The following is a 16,651-nucleotide window of genomic DNA, read 5'->3' as shown; positions in this document are numbered from 1 at the left end:
ATTGCCACATCGCCCTTGGTACTAGCGTTCCGTCGCCGGCCCCGTGCTAGCTTGCGGCCGCAAACACTCATTCATCATGGCGATTCATGCGCATTATCGATACGCACCTGCACCTCATTTATCCCGACAGATTCTCCTATCCGTGGCTCAGCGGGGCGCCAGCGATCGACAGGCCGTGGCATGTCGAGAGCTATTGGCAGGAAGCGGCGCCGCTTGGGATCGAGGCGGCGTTGCATATGGAGGTGGATGTCGCCGAGCCGCAGATCGCTGATGAGACCGAGTTCGTGCTGGGGCTCGACCGGGTGGTCGGGGCGATTGCCAGTGGACGGCCCGAGCATTCGGGGTTCGAGGCGCATCTCGAGAGGATGCAGGCGCTCGGCAGGGTGAAAGGCATCCGGCGTCTGCTGCAGGGGCAGCCGGCGGAGCTCAGCCAGACGCAGACGTTCATCGACAATGTGCGGCAGCTGCCACGCTACGGCATGGCCTTCGACATCTGCGTGAAGTCGCATGAGCTGATGCTGGCGCCGCCGCTGATCCAGGCGTGTCCCGGGACGCAGTTCGTGCTCGACCACTGCGGCAACCCCAAGATTGCCGAGGCGGAATGGGAGAGCTGGACCACGAGGCTCGAGCGGGTGGCCGAGCTGCCGAACGTGGTGTGCAAGGTTTCGGGGATTCTGGCCAACGTGGACGACACTTGGACGGTGGATACGATCCGGCCGTATGTCGAGTTCGTCATCGAAACGTTCGGCTGGGATCGCGTGGTGTGGGGGAGCGACCATCCTGTGGTGACGTTATTCGCGGACTTGACGAAGTGGGTGAACGCCACGACGGAGATCGTAAGCGGAGCGAGCGAGGCGGAACGCGAGAAGCTGTTCTGGCGAAACGCGGAGCGGGTCTACCGACTTTAACGGCTTACCCACTCGAACGTACTACTGTGATTTGACGTTCACTGCGGCAAGATGGTCCAGTGTTCGTCGAGGGGACTATGACGCCCAGCAGTCGACCGCCTGCCGACGCCGTACACCGGCGCCGCATTCTTATCGCAGCGTTGGTCCTGGTAGGCGCATGTCTTGTCGTCCTGACGCTGGTCGCGTCGATTTACGTGCCACTCGAGGATGACAGCGACATCGGGATCGGCCAGCAACAGACCGGCGCGCCGCAATAACTTACCGGTGAGCGTATGGGTCGACGCGCCGACCTGTAGTTTCCGGACTTTCGTCCGAACACAGCCCCTTGCTCGCCTCTCTCGCATCGTCTTTCCTGCGGCCAGGGAGGACTACAATCATGGCGGGGCAACCGCATTTCGTTATCGTGGGCGGCGGCACGGCGGGGTGGATCGCGGCCTTCATCATTCAGGACTCGATCAAGCGGCTGAAGCTCGATGCAAAGCTCAGCGTCGTCGAGTCCAGCAAGATCCCGACCGTGGGGGTGGGTGAGGCGACGACGGCCGCCTTCCACGTGTTCCTGACGCATTTCGGCATCGATATCTTCGAGTTCTTCAGGAAGACCGAGGCGACCTACAAGCTCGGCATCCGGCACGAGGACTGGCGGCGGAAGGGCTACACCTATTACGGGCCGATCGATGATCCGCACGCGGTCGTGAGGCCCCCGCCTGGAGCGCCGTCGGATTATCTCAACGTCTATGCCGTGTCGGTGAACGAGCCGGTGCAGGACATGCATCTGTTCGGGCCGCTCCTGAAGCAGAAGAAGGCGCCGTGGGCGCAGAAGGCGGACGGATCGCTGCAGCCGCTGGGACCGTTCCTGCCGGCCTATCACTTCGACCAGTCGCTGGTGGGGAAGTTCCTCAAGGAGAAGTCGCAGGGCGTCGAGATCGTCGACAACGTGCTGATGGGCGTCGAGCGGCATGGCGAGACCGGAGATGTCACGGCGCTGGTGTTCGAGGACGGACAGAAGCTCCAGGGCGATTTCTTCATCGACGCGACGGGGTTCCGGAAGCGCCTGATCGTCGGCGAGATGCAGGCGCCGTGGATTTCGTACCAGCACGAGCTGCCGGTGAACCGGGCCCTGCCCTTCTGGCTACCGGTGGAGCCGGGCGAGGAGATTGCCAACTACACCCGCGCCTGGGCGCAGGAAGCCGGGTGGATGTGGCAGATCCCAACGCAGTACCGGTATGGCTGCGGGTACGTGTACTCGGACGAGTTCCGGACGCCCGATGAGGCACATGCCGAGGTGGAGCGGGTGCTGGGCCGCAAGATCGAGGTGCGCGGCGACATCCAGTTCAAGATCGGGCGGCTCGAGAGGGCCTGGATCAACAATGTCGTGGCCGTGGGACTGAGCTCGAGCTTCCTCGAGCCGCTCGAGTCGACCTCGATCCACGGCACAATCGTCCAGATGATGATGTTCGCGGGGCAGTACCTGCGCGAGCCCGGAAAGATGACCCAGGCGCTGCGCGACGACTACAACAAGCGGGTCGGGCGGCAGGTCGATGACTTCCGCACGTTCGTCAACACGCACTACATGACCGAGCGGGACGACACGCCGTTCTGGCGCGAGGTGCGGGAGCACCGGATTCATCCGGAGACGAAGGAGCGGCTGGCGCGGTGGCGGACGGAAATGCCGCGGCGGGAGCATTTCCCGGACTATCTGTTCGGGCTGCCGCACGTAGAGACGCAACTGCACTATCCGGTGCTGGACGGGCTCGGGCTGCTCGATCCGGCGGTGGCGAAGGCGGAGATGGCGCGCGATCCGAAATTGCGGAAGTTCGCGCGGGAGACGCATGCGGGGCTGGTGAAGGAATACAAGCAGGCGGCCAGCAAGGCGCTGGGGCATGCGGAGTTTCTGGAGATTGTGCGCGGGATGGGTTGATGGGCACCGTGCCCTACACGGCCACTGGCCGTCACCCCGACGAAAGCCGGGATGACGGCCAGAGGGGTGGGCGAACGAGACCTACTTCAACTCGTAGTTCAGCTCGTAATGTACGGTCTTGTCGTGTTCGGCGGCGTAGCTGCCCTGCCCCGTGATGCCCTTCAACTCGCCGGTGCCGGAGCCTTCGACGATCTGCCATTTGCTGGCGGCGACGCCGTTGGTCCAGTCGCCGATTTCGTAGATGATGAACTGGCCGGCCTTGCCGTCGACCGTGCCGTCCATGACGAGGTAGCCGGAATAGTGGCAGGTCTCGGCGGTGGGATATTGCATCAGGTAGCGGCCGGGGCCGGTGGCTTCGATGGCGCCGTGCATGACGATGTCGATCTTCGCCTCGGTCGATTTCAGCGGGGCGGCTTCGTGATAGGGCTGTTCGTCCCAGTTGTTGTGCAGAATCGCGCCTTTGGCGGTGGTCATCGGGTGCTCCTTGGTTGGACCGGGAAGCTAGCGGAGCACAGCCCGCCGGGAATTGTAGTTTCGCGACAGAGGAGATCGACGGATGATCCTGCGGCAATGGTCGGCCCGCATCCGCACCGCGGACGAGGTGCGCTACGTGGCCTATATCGAGGAAACCGGCGGGGCTCATTACGCCGCGACTGAAGGCAATCTCGGCTTTCAGATCCTGACCAGCGCGGAGCCCGGCGGCCTCAGCACGGTGACTACGCTGAGCTGGTGGACCGATATCGAGGCGGTAAAGCGCTTTGCCGGCGAGGACTATCAGCGGGCTCAATACTACCCCGAGGACGACGAGTTCCTGGTGGAGCGGACGGAGTTCGTACAGCACCATGTGGTGCGGACGTCGCAGATGGGCGGCGTGAGCTGACGCGGCCCGAGATGCGACAGGACGATCCCAAGCCGATCGACCCGGCGGTGAAGCCGGCGCGTGGGCTGCTGCACAAAAAGACAAGTTTCGAGCATTTCAAGCTGACGCGGTTCGGGCCGTCGGAGGACCTGGCTGAGTGGATCGAGCATCACTGGATGGTGCTGTACGATCTCGGTGGGCGACCGCCCTACACACAGCGCAACCTCAGCCATCCGAACCAGCATGTGGTGGTCGACTCGCGTGGCGAGACCGGGATTTTCGGAGCGGCAACCGGGGTGTTCGAGACGACGCTCGACGGTTCGGGGCGTGTATTTGCGACGAAGTTCTGGCCGGGGGCGTTCCGGCCATTCTTCGGGCGGGCAGTGAGCTCCCTTGCAGATACCTACGTGCCGGTCGAGACGGTATTTGGTCGGACATCGGCCGAACTGGAGACGGAGTTGGAGGGGCTCAACGATCCGGTGGGGATGGCGGAGCGGATGGAGGAGATGTTCAGGGCGCAACTGCCGGAGCCGGACGAGAAGGCGGGGCTGGCGCGACGGATCGTGAGGTTTGCCGAAGCGAACCTGGAGCTGGTCTCGGCGGGTGAATTGGCGCAGGCGTTCGGGCTGGGGCTGCGGGCGCTGCAGCGGCTATTCGACGAGTATGTCGGGGTGTCGCCGAAGTGGGTGATCGACCGTTATCGGATGCTCGAGGCGGTGGAGACGCTGAACGCCGGGGCGCCGGACAGCTTGACGGAGCTGGCCCACCGGCTTGGGTATTTCGATCAGGCAGCGTTCAACCATGCGTTCGAGAAGCTGACGGGGGCGGCGCCGGGGGCGTTCATCGCGCGACAGGAAGGATCATCATGACTTCGCCGCTCGACAGCTGGCTGTTCTGGGCACTGCTCTCGGCGGTGTTCGCCGCGATGACGGCGATCTTCGCCAAGATCGGCATCGAGAACATCGACAGCGATTTCGCCACGCTGATCCGCACCGCGGTGATCATCGTGGTGCTGACGGGGATCGTGCTGGCGCTGGGCAAGTTCCAGCCGCTCGATACGATATCGGGTAAGACGTGGCTGTTCCTGGTGCTGTCGGGGCTGGCGACCGGAGCTTCGTGGCTCGCCTATTTCCGGGCGCTGAAGCTTGGGAAGGCAGCGGAGGTGGCGCCGATCGACAAGCTCAGCGTGGTGCTGGTGGCGATCTTCGGGGTGTTGTTCCTCGGCGAGAAGCTGACGGTGCAGAGCTGGGTAGGCGTGGGGTTGATCGCGGTTGGGGCGGTGACGCTGGCTTGGAAAATCTAGAGGAACCGCAGTCCTCGCGAAGACCGGTGCGGGATGCGTACCCAAACCTCTATCCCCTCCCCGCAAGGGGGAGGAGACCAAAACACTATCGTCGCTACTACTTCGCCAAACCTAGTGCTGGCTGTGCATGCCGCCGGGTTCGGAGATTTCGTGCAGGGCGCGGGCGCTGACCTGGCCGCTGTCGGCGAGGGCGACGTCGCCGAGCGAGATCATGCCGATGAGGCGCTTCTCGCGGCTGAGAACCGGCAGGCGGCGGACCTTGAACTCGGCCATCTGGTCGGAGACATCGCTGATCTCCTCGTCCTCGTAGCACCAACGCGGACTGGAGCTCATGACCTGCCGGACCTTGGTTTCCGGGCCCATGCCCTCGGCGATCGCCCGGATGCAGATATCGCGGTCGGTGATCATGCCGACGAGGCGATCGTTCTCGCCTACCGGCAGTGCGCCGGCATCGATTTCACGCATGGTGCGCGCGACGGAGCGGATGGTGTCATCGGGCGAGCAAAGCTCGACGTCGGTGCTCATGCATTCGCTGACTTTCATGGTGCTTCTCCCCGTTCACGGAGGGCGACCGGTCGCCGCCCCATCGAAAAAGGAAACCCGCGGTGACGCCCGCGGGTTCAGTCAGGGAGGAGAAATAGTTTTGCTTTGGTGGTGGACGGGACGTTGGGTCGCCCCTGCACCGGATTCGCCGATCCCCTTCCCCACCACGCGGGGGAGGATCCAGGCCGGTGCTTTGGGTTTACGCCACGCGCTGCTTCTTGGCCGGGCGCGCCCATTCCGGGAGCCAGTCGCCGTGGGCGGCGAGGAGGTCGTCGGTGAGGTTCCATATCTGCTCAAGGTCGAGTTCGGCAGCGGTATGGGGATCCATCATCGCGGCGTGATAGATGTGCTCCTTGTTCTCGGTCATCAGCGCGGCAACGGTCAGTTCCTGAACGTTGATGTTGGTGCGGATGAGAGCCGTGAGCTGGGGCGGCAGGTCGCCGATATAGGTCGGCTGGATGCCCGAGCTATCGACGAGGCACGGGACCTCGACGGCGGCGTTGTAGGGCAGATTGGTGATGACGCCGTTGTTGCGCACGTTCCCGTAGATGACGCCGGGCTCGCCGGTCCAGACCGAGTTGACGATCTCCGACGCATACTCCTTGGACTGCTTGACCTCGATGGTGTTGGCCTTGCGGTACTCCTCGGAGGTGGTCTTCCACTTGGCGATCTGCTCGACGCAGCGCTTGGGGTACTCATCGAGCGGGATGCCGAACTTCTCAATGATGTCCTCGCGGCCTTCCTTGATGAAGTACGGGGTGTACTCGGCGAAGTGCTCCGAGCTCTCGGTGACGAAGTAGCCGAGGCGGGTCAGCATCTCGTAGCGCACCTTGTTGGGGCAGCGCGGATTCCAGGTCGGCTTGGGCGCCCTGCCCTCGCGATAGGCGCGAACGAGATCCGGGTAGAGATCGCGATAGGAGCCGTCGGCCTGGCGGTGCTCGAACTTCAGGTAGAAGGCCATGTGGTTGATACCGGCCGAGCGGTAGCGGATTTCGGAGTACGGGATATCGAGATCGTGGGCCAATTCCATCGCGGTGCCCTGCACCGAGTGGCAAAGGCCGACCTGCTTGATGGTCGGGTACTTCTCGGCGATGGCCCAGGTGTTGATGGCCATCGGGTTGACGTACTGCAGCATCACCGCCTCGGGGGCGACTTCGAGCATGTCCTCGCAGATCGACCAGAGGTGCGGCACGGTGCGCAGACCGCGCATGATGCCGCCGACGCCGAGGGTATCGGCGATGGTCTGGCGCAGATTGTACTTCTTGGGGACCTCGAAATCGACGACGGTCGAGGGCTCATAGCCGCCGATCTGGAAGCAGACGACGACGAAATTGGTGCCGTCGAGGGCTTCGCGCTGGTTCGAATAGGTGGTGACCGTGGCGGGGACGCCGAGGGTGTTCACCAGCTTGCCGGCGATGATGGCGCTTTCTTCGAGGCGCTGCGGATTGATGTCCATCAGGCGGATCTCGGCGCCGGTCAACGCCTCGCGCTGCAGGATGTCGCCGACAATGTTCTTCATGAACACGGACGAGCCGGCGCCGATGAAGGTGATCTTTGGGTTGGCCATGAAATGAGTCTCCGTAAGGCTGTCGGCGGGCTAGGCCGCGATTTCAAACGCGGCCCTAACGAGCCGCGAGGTGTATTCGGTTTGCGGGTTTTCGAGCACCTGGCTCACCGGCCCCTCTTCGACGATCTTGCCGTACTGCATGACCATCACCCTGTGGCAGAGGGCTTTGACGACCTTGAGGTCGTGCGAAATGAAGAGGTAGCTCAAACCCTTCTCGTCCTGCAGCTTGCGCAGCAGCTCGATGATCTGGGCCTGCACCGAAAGGTCGAGTGCCGAAGTCGGCTCGTCGAGCAGGATGAACTCGGGCTCAAGCGCGATGGCCCGGGCGATGGCGAGGCGCTGGCGCTGGCCGCCCGAGAACTCATGCGGGAAGCGGTTGAGAATGGTGTCGGGCATTCCGGCATCGCGCAGGGCCTGACGGACGCGTTCGCCGCGCTCGCGGCTGTTGCCGCCGAGGTTGTTGACGATCAACCCTTCCTCGATGATCTGGCGCACCGACATGCGGGGGTTCAGCGAAGCGAAGGGGTCCTGGAAGACGATCTGCATGCGGGATCGCAGCGGGCGCATGGCCTGCCGATCCTTGGTGTCGATCCGCTCGCCATCGAACAGGATCTCGCCGCCCTGGTTGGCGATGAGGCGGATGAGGGCCTGGCCGAAGGTGGTCTTGCCCGAGCCGGATTCGCCGACGAGGCCGAGGGTCTCGTGCTTTTTCAAGTTGAGCGAGAGCTCGTCGACGGCGACCAGCTCGAAGAAATCGGGATTGAAGAAGCCGCCGCGCTTGAGCGTGAAGGCGACCTTCACGTCCTTGCCTTCGAGCACGGTCGGGGAGTTGGCCTCGATCGGTTTCGCCGCGCCCTTCGGCTCGGAGGCGAGCAGGTGCTTGGTGTAGCTGTGGCGCGGATTGGCGAACAGCGCCTCGGTGGTGTTGTGCTCCTGCACCCGGCCGTTCTGCATGACATAGACGTAGTCGGAGAACTGTTTGACGATCGTCAGGTCGTGGGTGATCAGGATCACCGCCATGCCGTACTTCGACTTCAGATCCTTGATCAGATTGAGGATCTGGGCCTGCACGGTAACGTCGAGCGCGGTGGTCGGCTCGTCGGCGATCAGCACGTCGGGGCGATTGGCGAGTGCCATGGCGATCATGACGCGCTGGCGCTGGCCGCCCGAGAGCTGGTGCGGATACTGGCGGAGGCGCGCGCCGGGCTCGGGGATCTGCACCTCCTCGAGCAGCGCGCGGGCGCGGTCCATGGCTTCGCGACGGCTGATGCGGTTGTGCAGGTGGAGGATTTCGCAGAGCTGCTGGCCGATGGTGTAGACCGGGTTCAGCGAGCTCATCGGCTCCTGGAAGATCATCGACAGGTCGTTGCCGCGCAGCTTGCGCATCTGCGGATCGCTGAGGCTGACGATGTCCTTGCCGCCGAGGCTGATGCGGGTCTGCTTGCCGATCTTGGCGCGCCGGGTCAGGAGGCGCATGACGGTGCGGGCGGTGACGGATTTGCCCGAGCCGCTTTCTCCGACCAGCGCGATGGTCTCACCCTTGTGGAGCTGGAAGGAGACGTCGCGGACGGCGTTGACGATGCCGCCCTCGACCTTGAAGTCGACGGCGATGTTGCGGGCATCGAGGATCAACTCGCGGCCGTGGCTGCCGAGGTCATAGCGCTCAGGGGGAGCGAGATCGACGTTCGAGGTGTTGCTCATGGCCATACTCAATAGGGGTCGATCGCGTCGCGCAGGCCATCGCCCAGCGCGTTGAAGGCGAAGACCGTAATCAGGACGAAGACGACGGGGCTGAGGATCCAGGGATAGGAGCCGATCACCGAGAAGGTGCCGGTGTCCTGCAGCATCAGGCCCCAGGAGATCAGCGGCGGCTTCACGGCGAAGCCGAGGAAGCCGAGGAAGCTCTCGAGCAGCACCACGCTGGGGATCGCGATGGTGACCGCGACGATCAGGTGGCTGGAGACGTTAGGCAGGATATGCCGGCCGATGATCCGCATGTCGGAGGAGCCGACGGCAATGGCGGCGCGGACGTATTCGATACGGGCCAGCGCCAGGGTCTTGGAGCGGACTTCACGGCTGAGCTGGGCCCAGCCGAGCGCCGCCATGACCCCGATGACGAAGGCGATAAAGACGTTGGACGGGGCCGTCACCGGGATCAGCGAGGTGAGTGCGAGGTAGAGCGGGAGCTGAGGGAAGGCCAGCACCAGTTCGACGAAGCGTTGCACCCAGGTATCGAGCTTGCCGCCGAGATAGCCGGAGGCAATACCGACGAACGTGCCGAGCGTCGTGGTCAGGAGCACCACCACCAGCGCGATGGTCAGCGAAATCTGGGAGCCGACGATGCCGCGCGAAAGAATGTCGCGACCGAACTTGTCGGTGCCGAGGAAGTGGATGGGGCGACCATCGACGGCGCCGAAGAAGTGGATATCGGTCGGGATCAGGCCGAGCAGGTTGTAGCGGTGGCCTTTGACGAAGAAGCCGAGCGCCGTGGGATTGGTCTTGTCCGGGCCGGTCATCGGCTGGAAGGTGACCGGATCGAACTCGCCGGTCTCGATGATCGGGTAGACGAACGGGATCGGGCTGAAGCTGCCATCGGGCGCACTGAACTCGACATGGTCGGGTGGTGCGAAACCGATCTCGGCCCGCTTGGGGTCCATCGGGGCGAAGAAATCGCCGAAGATAGCCATCAACAGCAGCGCCACGGTCAGGGTCAGGCCCATCATCCCCATGGTAGAGCGGCGGAAGCGACGCCAGACCAGCGTGATGTAGGTCTCGTTGCCATGGGCGAAACGGGCGGCGATGACCGGCTCTGCCGGCGGCGTGACGGCGGGAGGGGTGACGGTATCGGCCAGGATGGGTTTGTGGGTGATATCGGTCATTCGCGGTTCTCCCCGCCGAGCCGTACGCGCGGATCGACCGCAGCGAGCAGCAGATCAGACAGGATGTTGCCCACCATCAGGGTGACGGCCAGCACGAGGACGAAGGTGGCGGTGACGTACACGTCGCCCACGGCCATCGAGCCGGTGATCGCCGGGCCGACGGTGGCGAGGCCGAAGACGATGGCAACTTCAATTTCGCCGGTGAGCATATAGGGCAGCGCCACGCCCTGGTAGGCGATAAGCGGATGCAGGGCATTGGGGACGGCATGCTTCATGATCACCGCGCCTTCAGACATGCCCTTGGCTCGCGCCGTCTCGACATATTGCGAGTTCAGCACATCGAGCAGATTGGCGCGCATGACGCGCATGTTGTAGGCGAGCCCGCCGAAGGTGGCGATAAAGACCACCGGCCAGACGTGCGAGACGAGGTTGACGAATTTGTCCCAACTCCACGGCGCGCCGCCGTATCTCGACGAGAAGAAGCTGCCGATCTCCTGCACGTTCAGCTTGAAGGCGAGGATGTAGATGATGATCAGCGCCAGGAGGAAGCGTGGCACGGTCATGCCGAGGAACGAGATGATGCCGAAGGCGGTATCGACCCAGCTATATTGTCGCGTGGCTGCGATGATGCCCATGCCGATGCCGATGACAGACGCGAACAGGTGACAGGTCAGCGCTAGCATAATGGTGCGCGGCAGGCGCTCGGCCACAACGTCGCCGACCGGCTTGTTGTAATACAGCGAGTGGCCGAAATCGAAGCGGGTGACGATGCCGCCCATCCAGTTGATGTACTGGACCGGGAGCGGGTCGTTGAGACCGTTCTGCTCGCGGTAGATCTCCGCCTGCTTTTCAGCCTCTTCCATCGTAGCGCCACCCTGATTGATCAGCATGGAGCGGATGTAGTCGCCGTAGTCGCCCGGCGGGGCCTGGATGATGGCGAAGGTGACGATGCTCAGCACGAGAAGGATCGGCACGGCTGCCAGTATCCGCATCACCAGGAAGCGCAGCAATTGCAGCATGTTCGAAACTCCTAAGGCCGGGCCAGCCTCCACTTCGTGAGGCGGGAGGTGGCGAGGGAGCCAGAGCCCCCTCGCTTTTGGTCTGCAGTTGCGGGCGTTACAAGGATTCCGCGCCGGCAGAACCAGGGGCACCCGGGAGGGTGTCAGGATGCAGCTCGTAAGCCTGCTGCTTGTCAGCCGGAACGTAGACGCGCTCGCGGATGATGTTGTCTTCAGCCCAGTTGAACATGAAGATCGGAGCACCCGGCGGGATGTTGGCGAAGCGCTTGTTGATGATGAGCGCACCAGGGTACTGCGTCAGGCCGATACCGAAGAGGTTCTCGGTATAGATCTTCTGGTACGTCTTCATCAGATCGAGGCGCTTGGCGGAATCATCGGTAGCGATGAACGCGTTGACGGTGTCGACCAGGTCCTTCTCCCACGGCAGCAGATCCAGCGTGCCGTCAGTGCCGGCGCGGTGCGAACCGCTAACCTGCGGACCAGTCGGCGCGAGCGCCGTCGTATTCTGGACCACGGAAATCAGTTCCGACCCGTTACGGGCAACACGCCAGTCGAACTTGCCCGACTGGTAGGTCGCATCGTGCTGCGTACCGGTCAGGAAGTTGGCGATGACACGGATGCCAAGCGGCTCCATCATCGCGATGACGCCTTCCGCCAGGTTCTTGTCGGTCTGGTAGTCGGCGTTGGCGAGCAGCGTGATCTCGACGTCGCCACCACCAGCGGTGCCAGCGGGGAAGTTCACGACGCCGTTGCCGTCCGTATCGACGAGGCCGGCCTTGGCCAGCAGTTCCTTCGCAGACTCGAGCGAGTACGGGTAGTACACGGTCGAGTCCTTGTCGTAGTACGTCGTGCCGGCATAGAGGCCGCCCGGGTAGATGGCGGTGAACGGGCCCTTCACCAGAGCTTCGCCCAGACGCTGCCGATCAATCGCGTAGGTGACCGCCTTGCGGAAGTCTTCGTTGCGGTTGAGCTCGCGGACCGCCTGCTGACGCGCATCCGGTTCGCCCCAGCCATTGCCAGAGAGGTTCGGATAGAGCGTGTAGCCGATGGTGCGGGCACCGAAGGCAAGACGGGCGGGAGCGTTGGGATCGGCCGAACGCTTCAGCGCCTCGACATAGCTTTCAGCCTGTTCGAGGTTGGAGAAGTCGCCGGTGCCGGCCACTGCCTGCACGTCACGGTCGGCCCAGGTGCTCAGGCGATACTGGACTTCATTGAGGTAGGGCAGCTGGTTGCCCTGGTCGTCGACTTTCCAGTAGTACGGGTTGCGGCGCAGGACGACGATGTCGTCAGGCCGGTATTCGACCGGAACCCAGGCGCCCATCACCGGGATGTTCATGTACTCGGGCTTGATGGCGTTCTTGTACTCGTCGTACGTGGCGCCGGCCTTATATTTCGGATGCAGCGGCTTGAAGATGTGCGCCGGGCCGGGGCAGAAGTTGCCGTAGGCCATCTGGTACAGGTACTGGCGCGGGAACGCTTCCTTGAAGGTCCAGACCAGCGTGTACTTGTCGGGGGCCTCGAGCGTGGTGCCCTCACCGAACATTTCCGGCGATGCGCCGTTGAGCGGCGTCACGTTCGGGTCGACGACATTGTCTTCCCAGTAGAACATGGCGTCTTCCGAGGTGAACTCGACACCATCCGACCACTTGGCGCCTTCGACGAGGTGCATGGTCAGCTTGTGGCCGTCTTCGCTCCATTCCCAGCTCTTGGCGAGGTTGGGCATGGGCGCCAGGTCTTCGGCCTTGACCTCATACAGCAGCGCCGTACGCGTCAGGCACTCCATCGTGCCGATATCGATGCCGCCCCAGCCCTGCGACTGGCCGGCCATATAGTTCCAGCCTTCCGGCCGGCCGCCGATCACATGGCGCATGACGTCGCCATAGACGCCGATGCCGTCGGGCATGTTGGCCGACTTGAAGACCATCGGCTCCTTGGGCAGGCGATCGACCAGCGGCGGCAGTTTGCCTGCAGCCTCGAAGGCCTTCACATACTCCGGCTCGTTGTAAGCCGGCAGCGCCTTGTACTCATAGATGTCGTTGATGCCGACGAAGTTGGGCGTACCCTGTGCATCGAACTTCGGCGGATCGGGCGGCGTGGTCGGCGGTACGATCTGAGCCTGCGCAGCGATAATCGAGACGCCAAGCAGAAGCCCTGCCCCGCCAAGGGCAAATAGGTGTTTACGCATGTTTCCTCCCTAGGCTGAAGACTGGCGCAACACGCACCCAGCGGAGGGCCTCCAACCCGCCGCCACTTGTCCCAGCCTCGAAATCGTAGACCTTGCGCTGGACCGAACAATCCGATTATCTGAATGAGTATTTCCGGTTTTTACAGATTGCGTCGGAGCGATGACCGAGCAGCCCCAGCACTTTTCGCCAAACAAGCCACGGGAGAAGGCGACCGCCCCGGTGCCGCGGCCTGACCGGCGATTTTATGCGCAGATGCAAGCCTTTGGCCGGTTCGGTATCCGCTGGTTCGACCCGCAGATCATGCCGGAGGAGCACTTCCACGGACATATTGAGCTCAATTGGCTGACCGCCGGCAGCATGGATTACGTCATCGACGGGCGACCGCTCAAAATCCCACCGGAGCGGCTGGTGCTGTTCTGGGCCGGCATCCCGCACCAGACGGTCGGGCTGGATACGGGGCCTCACGCCGACAGTCGCCAGTGTAATGTATACCTGCCGCTCGACAGCTTCCTGCACATGCCCAACCTCGGAAAGCTGACCGAAACCATGATGGGCGGCGGCGTGGTGATGCTCCCCCCCGAGACGATCGGCGACGATACGCTGCGACGCTGGTACCACGACTATCGCTCGGGCGATGCGGAGCGGACCGACATCCTCAAGGAAGAGATCGCGCTGATGCTGCGCCGCGCTGCGGTGACCGGCTGGGACGTACTGATGGAGCCGTGGATCGAGAGCGTCGGATCGTCGACCCGCGCAGCCTCGCCGCTGCGCTACGTGGTGGCGATGATCCGGCACATCCTCGAGAATCTCTCGGAGCCGCTACGGGCGGAGGACGTGGCGAAGGTCGTGGGGCTGCACCCGAACTATGCGCTCAATCTGTTCACCGAGGTGATGCGGGTGCCGATGCACAAGTTCGTGGTGCGGATGCGGCTGATCCGGGCGCGTTCGCTGCTGTTCGAGGGGAGCCTGTCGATCGAGAACGTGGCGTTCGAGAGCGGGTTCACGGCGCTCAGCCAGTTCTACGTGCAGTTCCGGAACGCCTATGGACTGACGCCGCGGCAGATGCGGGCGCACTACCTCCGCTAAGAGGTCTTGCACGCCAGCCGCCGATCGGCTGGACTCACGCGTGACGCGAGGGCGACTATCGAATGACTGATCCGATCCTGTTTTTGCTGGCCGTGCTGACGATCCTGGGCACGCCCGGGCCGACCAACACGCTGTTGGCGACGTCCGGCGCGATGGTGGGGGTGCGGCGCTCGCTGCCGCTGCTCGTCGGGGAACTTGCCGGTTACCTGATTGCGATTGCGGCGATCCGCATCGTGCTGGGGCCGGTGATCCATGCATATCCGTTGGTCGGGGTCGGGTTGAAGATCGCGGTGGTGCTGTACCTGGGCTGGGTGGCGATCCGGCTGTGGCGGCACAATGAGGCGCTGACGGGGGCGCAGACGGTCGGCGTGCGCAGCGTGTTCGTCACCACGCTGCTCAACCCCAAGGCACTGATCTTCGCGCTCAGCATCCTCCCGGCCGAGCACCCTGCGCTTGCCTGGTTCATCGTGGCGTTCACTGTGGCAGTACCGAGTGTGGGGTTCGCCTGGATCCTCGTCGGCCGCGCCATTGGGGCGGCGTCGGGCGAGCGAAATGCGGGGATCGTCCGGCGGGTGGCTTCGGTGGCACTGGTCGGATTTGCCGGGGTTATCGCGGCGTCCGTGCTCGGTTAGGACGCTGCTTCGTACACTACGACCCTGCCCCGACCCAGCGCCTTGGCGGTGTAGCAGGCTTCGTCGGCTCGACGCATGAGTTCGTCGGTGGGAGGAGAGTTTTCGTCGACGCAGGTGATGCCGATGCTGGCACCGATCCCGTAGGCCGCACCGCCCGCCTGGAAGTTGATGTCGGCGATCGCAGCGGCGATCTTTTCCGCGACGCGGCTGGCGGCATCGAGCGGGCAGTCGGAAAGCAGGATCGTGAACTCGTCGCCGCCGATGCGAGCGGCGAAATCCTGCCGGCGGCAGCTGCTGCCGATCACTGCCGCCACCTTGCGGAGCAGCGCGTCGCCCGCCGCATGTCCGGCGCCGTCGTTGACCGGCTTGAAGTGATCGAGGTCGATGAAGCACAGCGCGTGCTGGCGGCGCTCGCGGGCGGCTTCCGCGGCTACCGTTCCGAGCGCTTTCTCGAACGCGACCCGATTTGGCAGGCCGGTCAGACCATCGTGGGTGGCCGAGTGGGCCAGCTGGCGCTGCAGCGCACGGCTCGAGCTGACGTCCTGGAACACCAGCACGGCGCCGATCACGGCACCCTCGGGGGTGCGCAGCGGCGCGGCGGAGCAGCGAATATCGCGGCGAGCCCCATCGCGCGACTCGAGCACGACGTCCTCGTCGACATAGGTGACGTCGCCGGTGAGCAGGCAGCGGGCGACCGGGCTGGCGGCGATGCGACCGGTGCGCTCCTCGGCCATGGGAATGATCTGATCGACCGGGCGGCCGATCGCCTCGTCGACGATCCACCCGGTCATCGTTTCAGCGACGGTATTCATGAAGGTGACGCGGCGCTTGTCGTCGGTGGAGATGACGCCGTCGCCGATCGACTGGAGCGTGACCTTGAGCCGCTCCTTTTCCTCGGCGAGCTCAGCCTCGATGGTCTTGAGGCGCGTGATGTCGGTGTCGGTGCCGATGGTGCGGGTGGAGACGCCGTTTTCGTCCCACTCGACCGGACGGCCGCGGCTCAGAATCCAGACCCAGTGGCCGTCGCGATGGCGCTCCCGATACTCGAGGGTTTCGAAGCCCTCCTCGCCGAGATCCTGCTTGTCGACATTGGCGCGAATGCGCGGGACGTCGTCGGGGTGGACGCGCGCCAGCCAGGCTTCCTGGTCGGGATCGACCCACTCGTCGGGTCGGTAGCCGCGCATGGTTCGCCAGGTGCGCGAATAGAACATGTCGTCGTTGGGCTTATCGTGATCCCATACGCCCTGCCCCGCCGCCTCCAGGGCGAAGCTCCAGCGGCTTTCGGCATGGACGAGTGCAGCCTCGGCGCGTTTCTGGCGATCGATATTGGTGGTCTGGAGGATGACGTAGAGCGGCCGGCCGGTCGTGTCCGAGCGCAGCAGCGAGGCGACCGCGAGGACCCAGATGGCGCTGCCGTCCGTGTGCTTCAGCCGGCACTCGGCGCGATGTTCCTCGGCCTCGCCGTCGACCAGGCGGCCGAGGTGAAGCGGCAGCGCGGCGTCGCAGTCCGGATGCGCGAAATCGGCAAGCTGCGCACCAGTGAAATCGTCAATGCTGCCGCCAACCATCTCGGCGAAAGCACTGTTGAGATAGAGCAGCCGGCCATCGACGCCGACCAGCGCCATGCCGACGGCGGCGCTCTCGATGACCTTGCGAAGCAGCGCGCCGCCTTGATCGAAGCGGAGCAGCTTCGGCTCATCGTCCGGCAGGTTCTGGATGCGTCCCATCGGAGGACAATAGTCGCCCGATCG

15 protein-coding genes are annotated in these 16,651 nt (G+C 64.0%); 7 read left to right on the top strand and 8 right to left on the bottom strand.

Features of this window, described 5'->3' with window-relative positions:
- The first annotated feature begins 86 nt into the window (after nt 1-86).
- Nucleotides 87-908, top strand: a complete 822-nt coding sequence (locus AC1DYL_RS14775) for an amidohydrolase family protein (protein WP_477173729.1) — start codon at nt 87-89, stop codon at nt 906-908.
- Between the two features lie 376 nt (nt 909-1,284).
- Entirely contained in the window at nt 1,285-2,826 is a 1,542-nt protein-coding gene (locus tag AC1DYL_RS14770; protein WP_477173728.1) for a tryptophan halogenase family protein, read from the top strand.
- 81 nt (nt 2,827-2,907) lie between these two features.
- On the opposite strand, the gene AC1DYL_RS14765 is transcribed toward AC1DYL_RS14770, so the two are convergent.
- Nucleotides 2,908-3,300 (bottom strand): DUF3224 domain-containing protein, encoded by a 393-nt coding sequence (locus tag AC1DYL_RS14765; protein ID WP_477173727.1) that lies wholly within the window; start codon nt 3,298-3,300, stop codon nt 2,908-2,910.
- A gap of 82 nt (nt 3,301-3,382) precedes the next feature.
- On the opposite strand from AC1DYL_RS14765, the gene AC1DYL_RS14760 reads away from it, so the two are divergent.
- From AC1DYL_RS14760 to AC1DYL_RS14750, 3 genes are read left to right on the top strand one after another with little or no spacing between them, the layout of a single operon-like run.
- Complete coding sequence (locus tag AC1DYL_RS14760; RefSeq protein WP_477173726.1) at nt 3,383-3,706, top strand: hypothetical protein; 324 nt, start codon at nt 3,383-3,385, stop codon at nt 3,704-3,706.
- Between the two features lie 11 nt (nt 3,707-3,717).
- A complete protein-coding gene (locus AC1DYL_RS14755) occupies nt 3,718-4,554 on the top strand; it encodes a DUF6597 domain-containing transcriptional factor (RefSeq protein ID WP_477173725.1) in 837 nt (278 codons plus the stop codon).
- Nucleotides 4,551-4,988, top strand: coding sequence for an EamA family transporter (locus AC1DYL_RS14750; protein WP_477173724.1), 438 nt, complete (start codon nt 4,551-4,553; stop codon nt 4,986-4,988). The genes AC1DYL_RS14755 and AC1DYL_RS14750 overlap by 4 nt, the downstream gene beginning before the upstream one ends.
- A gap of 111 nt (nt 4,989-5,099) precedes the next feature.
- Here the strand turns inward: AC1DYL_RS14750 and AC1DYL_RS14745 are convergent, their stop codons facing one another.
- The 6 genes from AC1DYL_RS14745 to AC1DYL_RS14720 form a co-directional block, all read right to left on the bottom strand.
- Nucleotides 5,100-5,531, bottom strand: coding sequence for a CBS domain-containing protein (locus AC1DYL_RS14745; protein WP_477173723.1), 432 nt, complete (start codon nt 5,529-5,531; stop codon nt 5,100-5,102).
- Between the two features lie 199 nt (nt 5,532-5,730).
- The gene (melA, locus tag AC1DYL_RS14740; protein WP_477151236.1) at nt 5,731-7,098 is read right to left on the bottom strand and encodes an alpha-galactosidase; all 1,368 of its coding nucleotides are present in this window, start codon (nt 7,096-7,098) and stop codon (nt 5,731-5,733) included.
- A 30-nt stretch (nt 7,099-7,128) separates the two neighbouring features.
- The gene (locus AC1DYL_RS14735; RefSeq protein WP_477173722.1) at nt 7,129-8,799 is read right to left on the bottom strand and encodes an ABC transporter ATP-binding protein; all 1,671 of its coding nucleotides are present in this window, start codon (nt 8,797-8,799) and stop codon (nt 7,129-7,131) included.
- 8 nt (nt 8,800-8,807) lie between these two features.
- Nucleotides 8,808-9,953: an ABC transporter permease gene (locus AC1DYL_RS14730; protein ID WP_477173752.1), complete on the bottom strand. Its 1,146-nt coding sequence runs from the start codon at nt 9,951-9,953 to the stop codon at nt 8,808-8,810.
- A 20-nt stretch (nt 9,954-9,973) separates the two neighbouring features.
- On the bottom strand, nt 9,974-10,987 hold the full coding sequence (locus AC1DYL_RS14725) for an ABC transporter permease (RefSeq protein ID WP_477173751.1): 1,014 nt from the start codon (nt 10,985-10,987) through the stop codon (nt 9,974-9,976).
- Between the two features lie 106 nt (nt 10,988-11,093).
- Nucleotides 11,094-13,181, bottom strand: coding sequence for an ABC transporter substrate-binding protein (locus tag AC1DYL_RS14720; protein WP_477173721.1), 2,088 nt, complete (start codon nt 13,179-13,181; stop codon nt 11,094-11,096).
- Nucleotides 13,182-13,341: 160 nt separating this feature from the next.
- On the opposite strand from AC1DYL_RS14720, the gene AC1DYL_RS14715 reads away from it, so the two are divergent.
- Both AC1DYL_RS14715 and AC1DYL_RS14710 read left to right on the top strand, forming a co-directional pair.
- Nucleotides 13,342-14,268, top strand: a complete 927-nt coding sequence (locus tag AC1DYL_RS14715) for a helix-turn-helix domain-containing protein (RefSeq protein WP_477173720.1) — start codon at nt 13,342-13,344, stop codon at nt 14,266-14,268.
- A 62-nt stretch (nt 14,269-14,330) separates the two neighbouring features.
- A complete protein-coding gene (locus AC1DYL_RS14710; RefSeq protein WP_477173719.1) occupies nt 14,331-14,900 on the top strand; it encodes a LysE family translocator in 570 nt (189 codons plus the stop codon).
- On the opposite strand, the gene AC1DYL_RS14705 is transcribed toward AC1DYL_RS14710, so the two are convergent.
- Nucleotides 14,897-16,627 (bottom strand): diguanylate cyclase, encoded by a 1,731-nt coding sequence (locus AC1DYL_RS14705; RefSeq protein ID WP_477173718.1) that lies wholly within the window; start codon nt 16,625-16,627, stop codon nt 14,897-14,899. The two genes, AC1DYL_RS14710 and AC1DYL_RS14705, sit on opposite strands and share 4 nt — an antisense overlap.
- Nucleotides 16,628-16,651 lie beyond the last annotated feature (24 nt).

This window comes from Devosia sp. P1_H9, from assembly GCF_056405135.1.
This window is presented reverse-complemented; position numbering and strand designations above follow the sequence as displayed.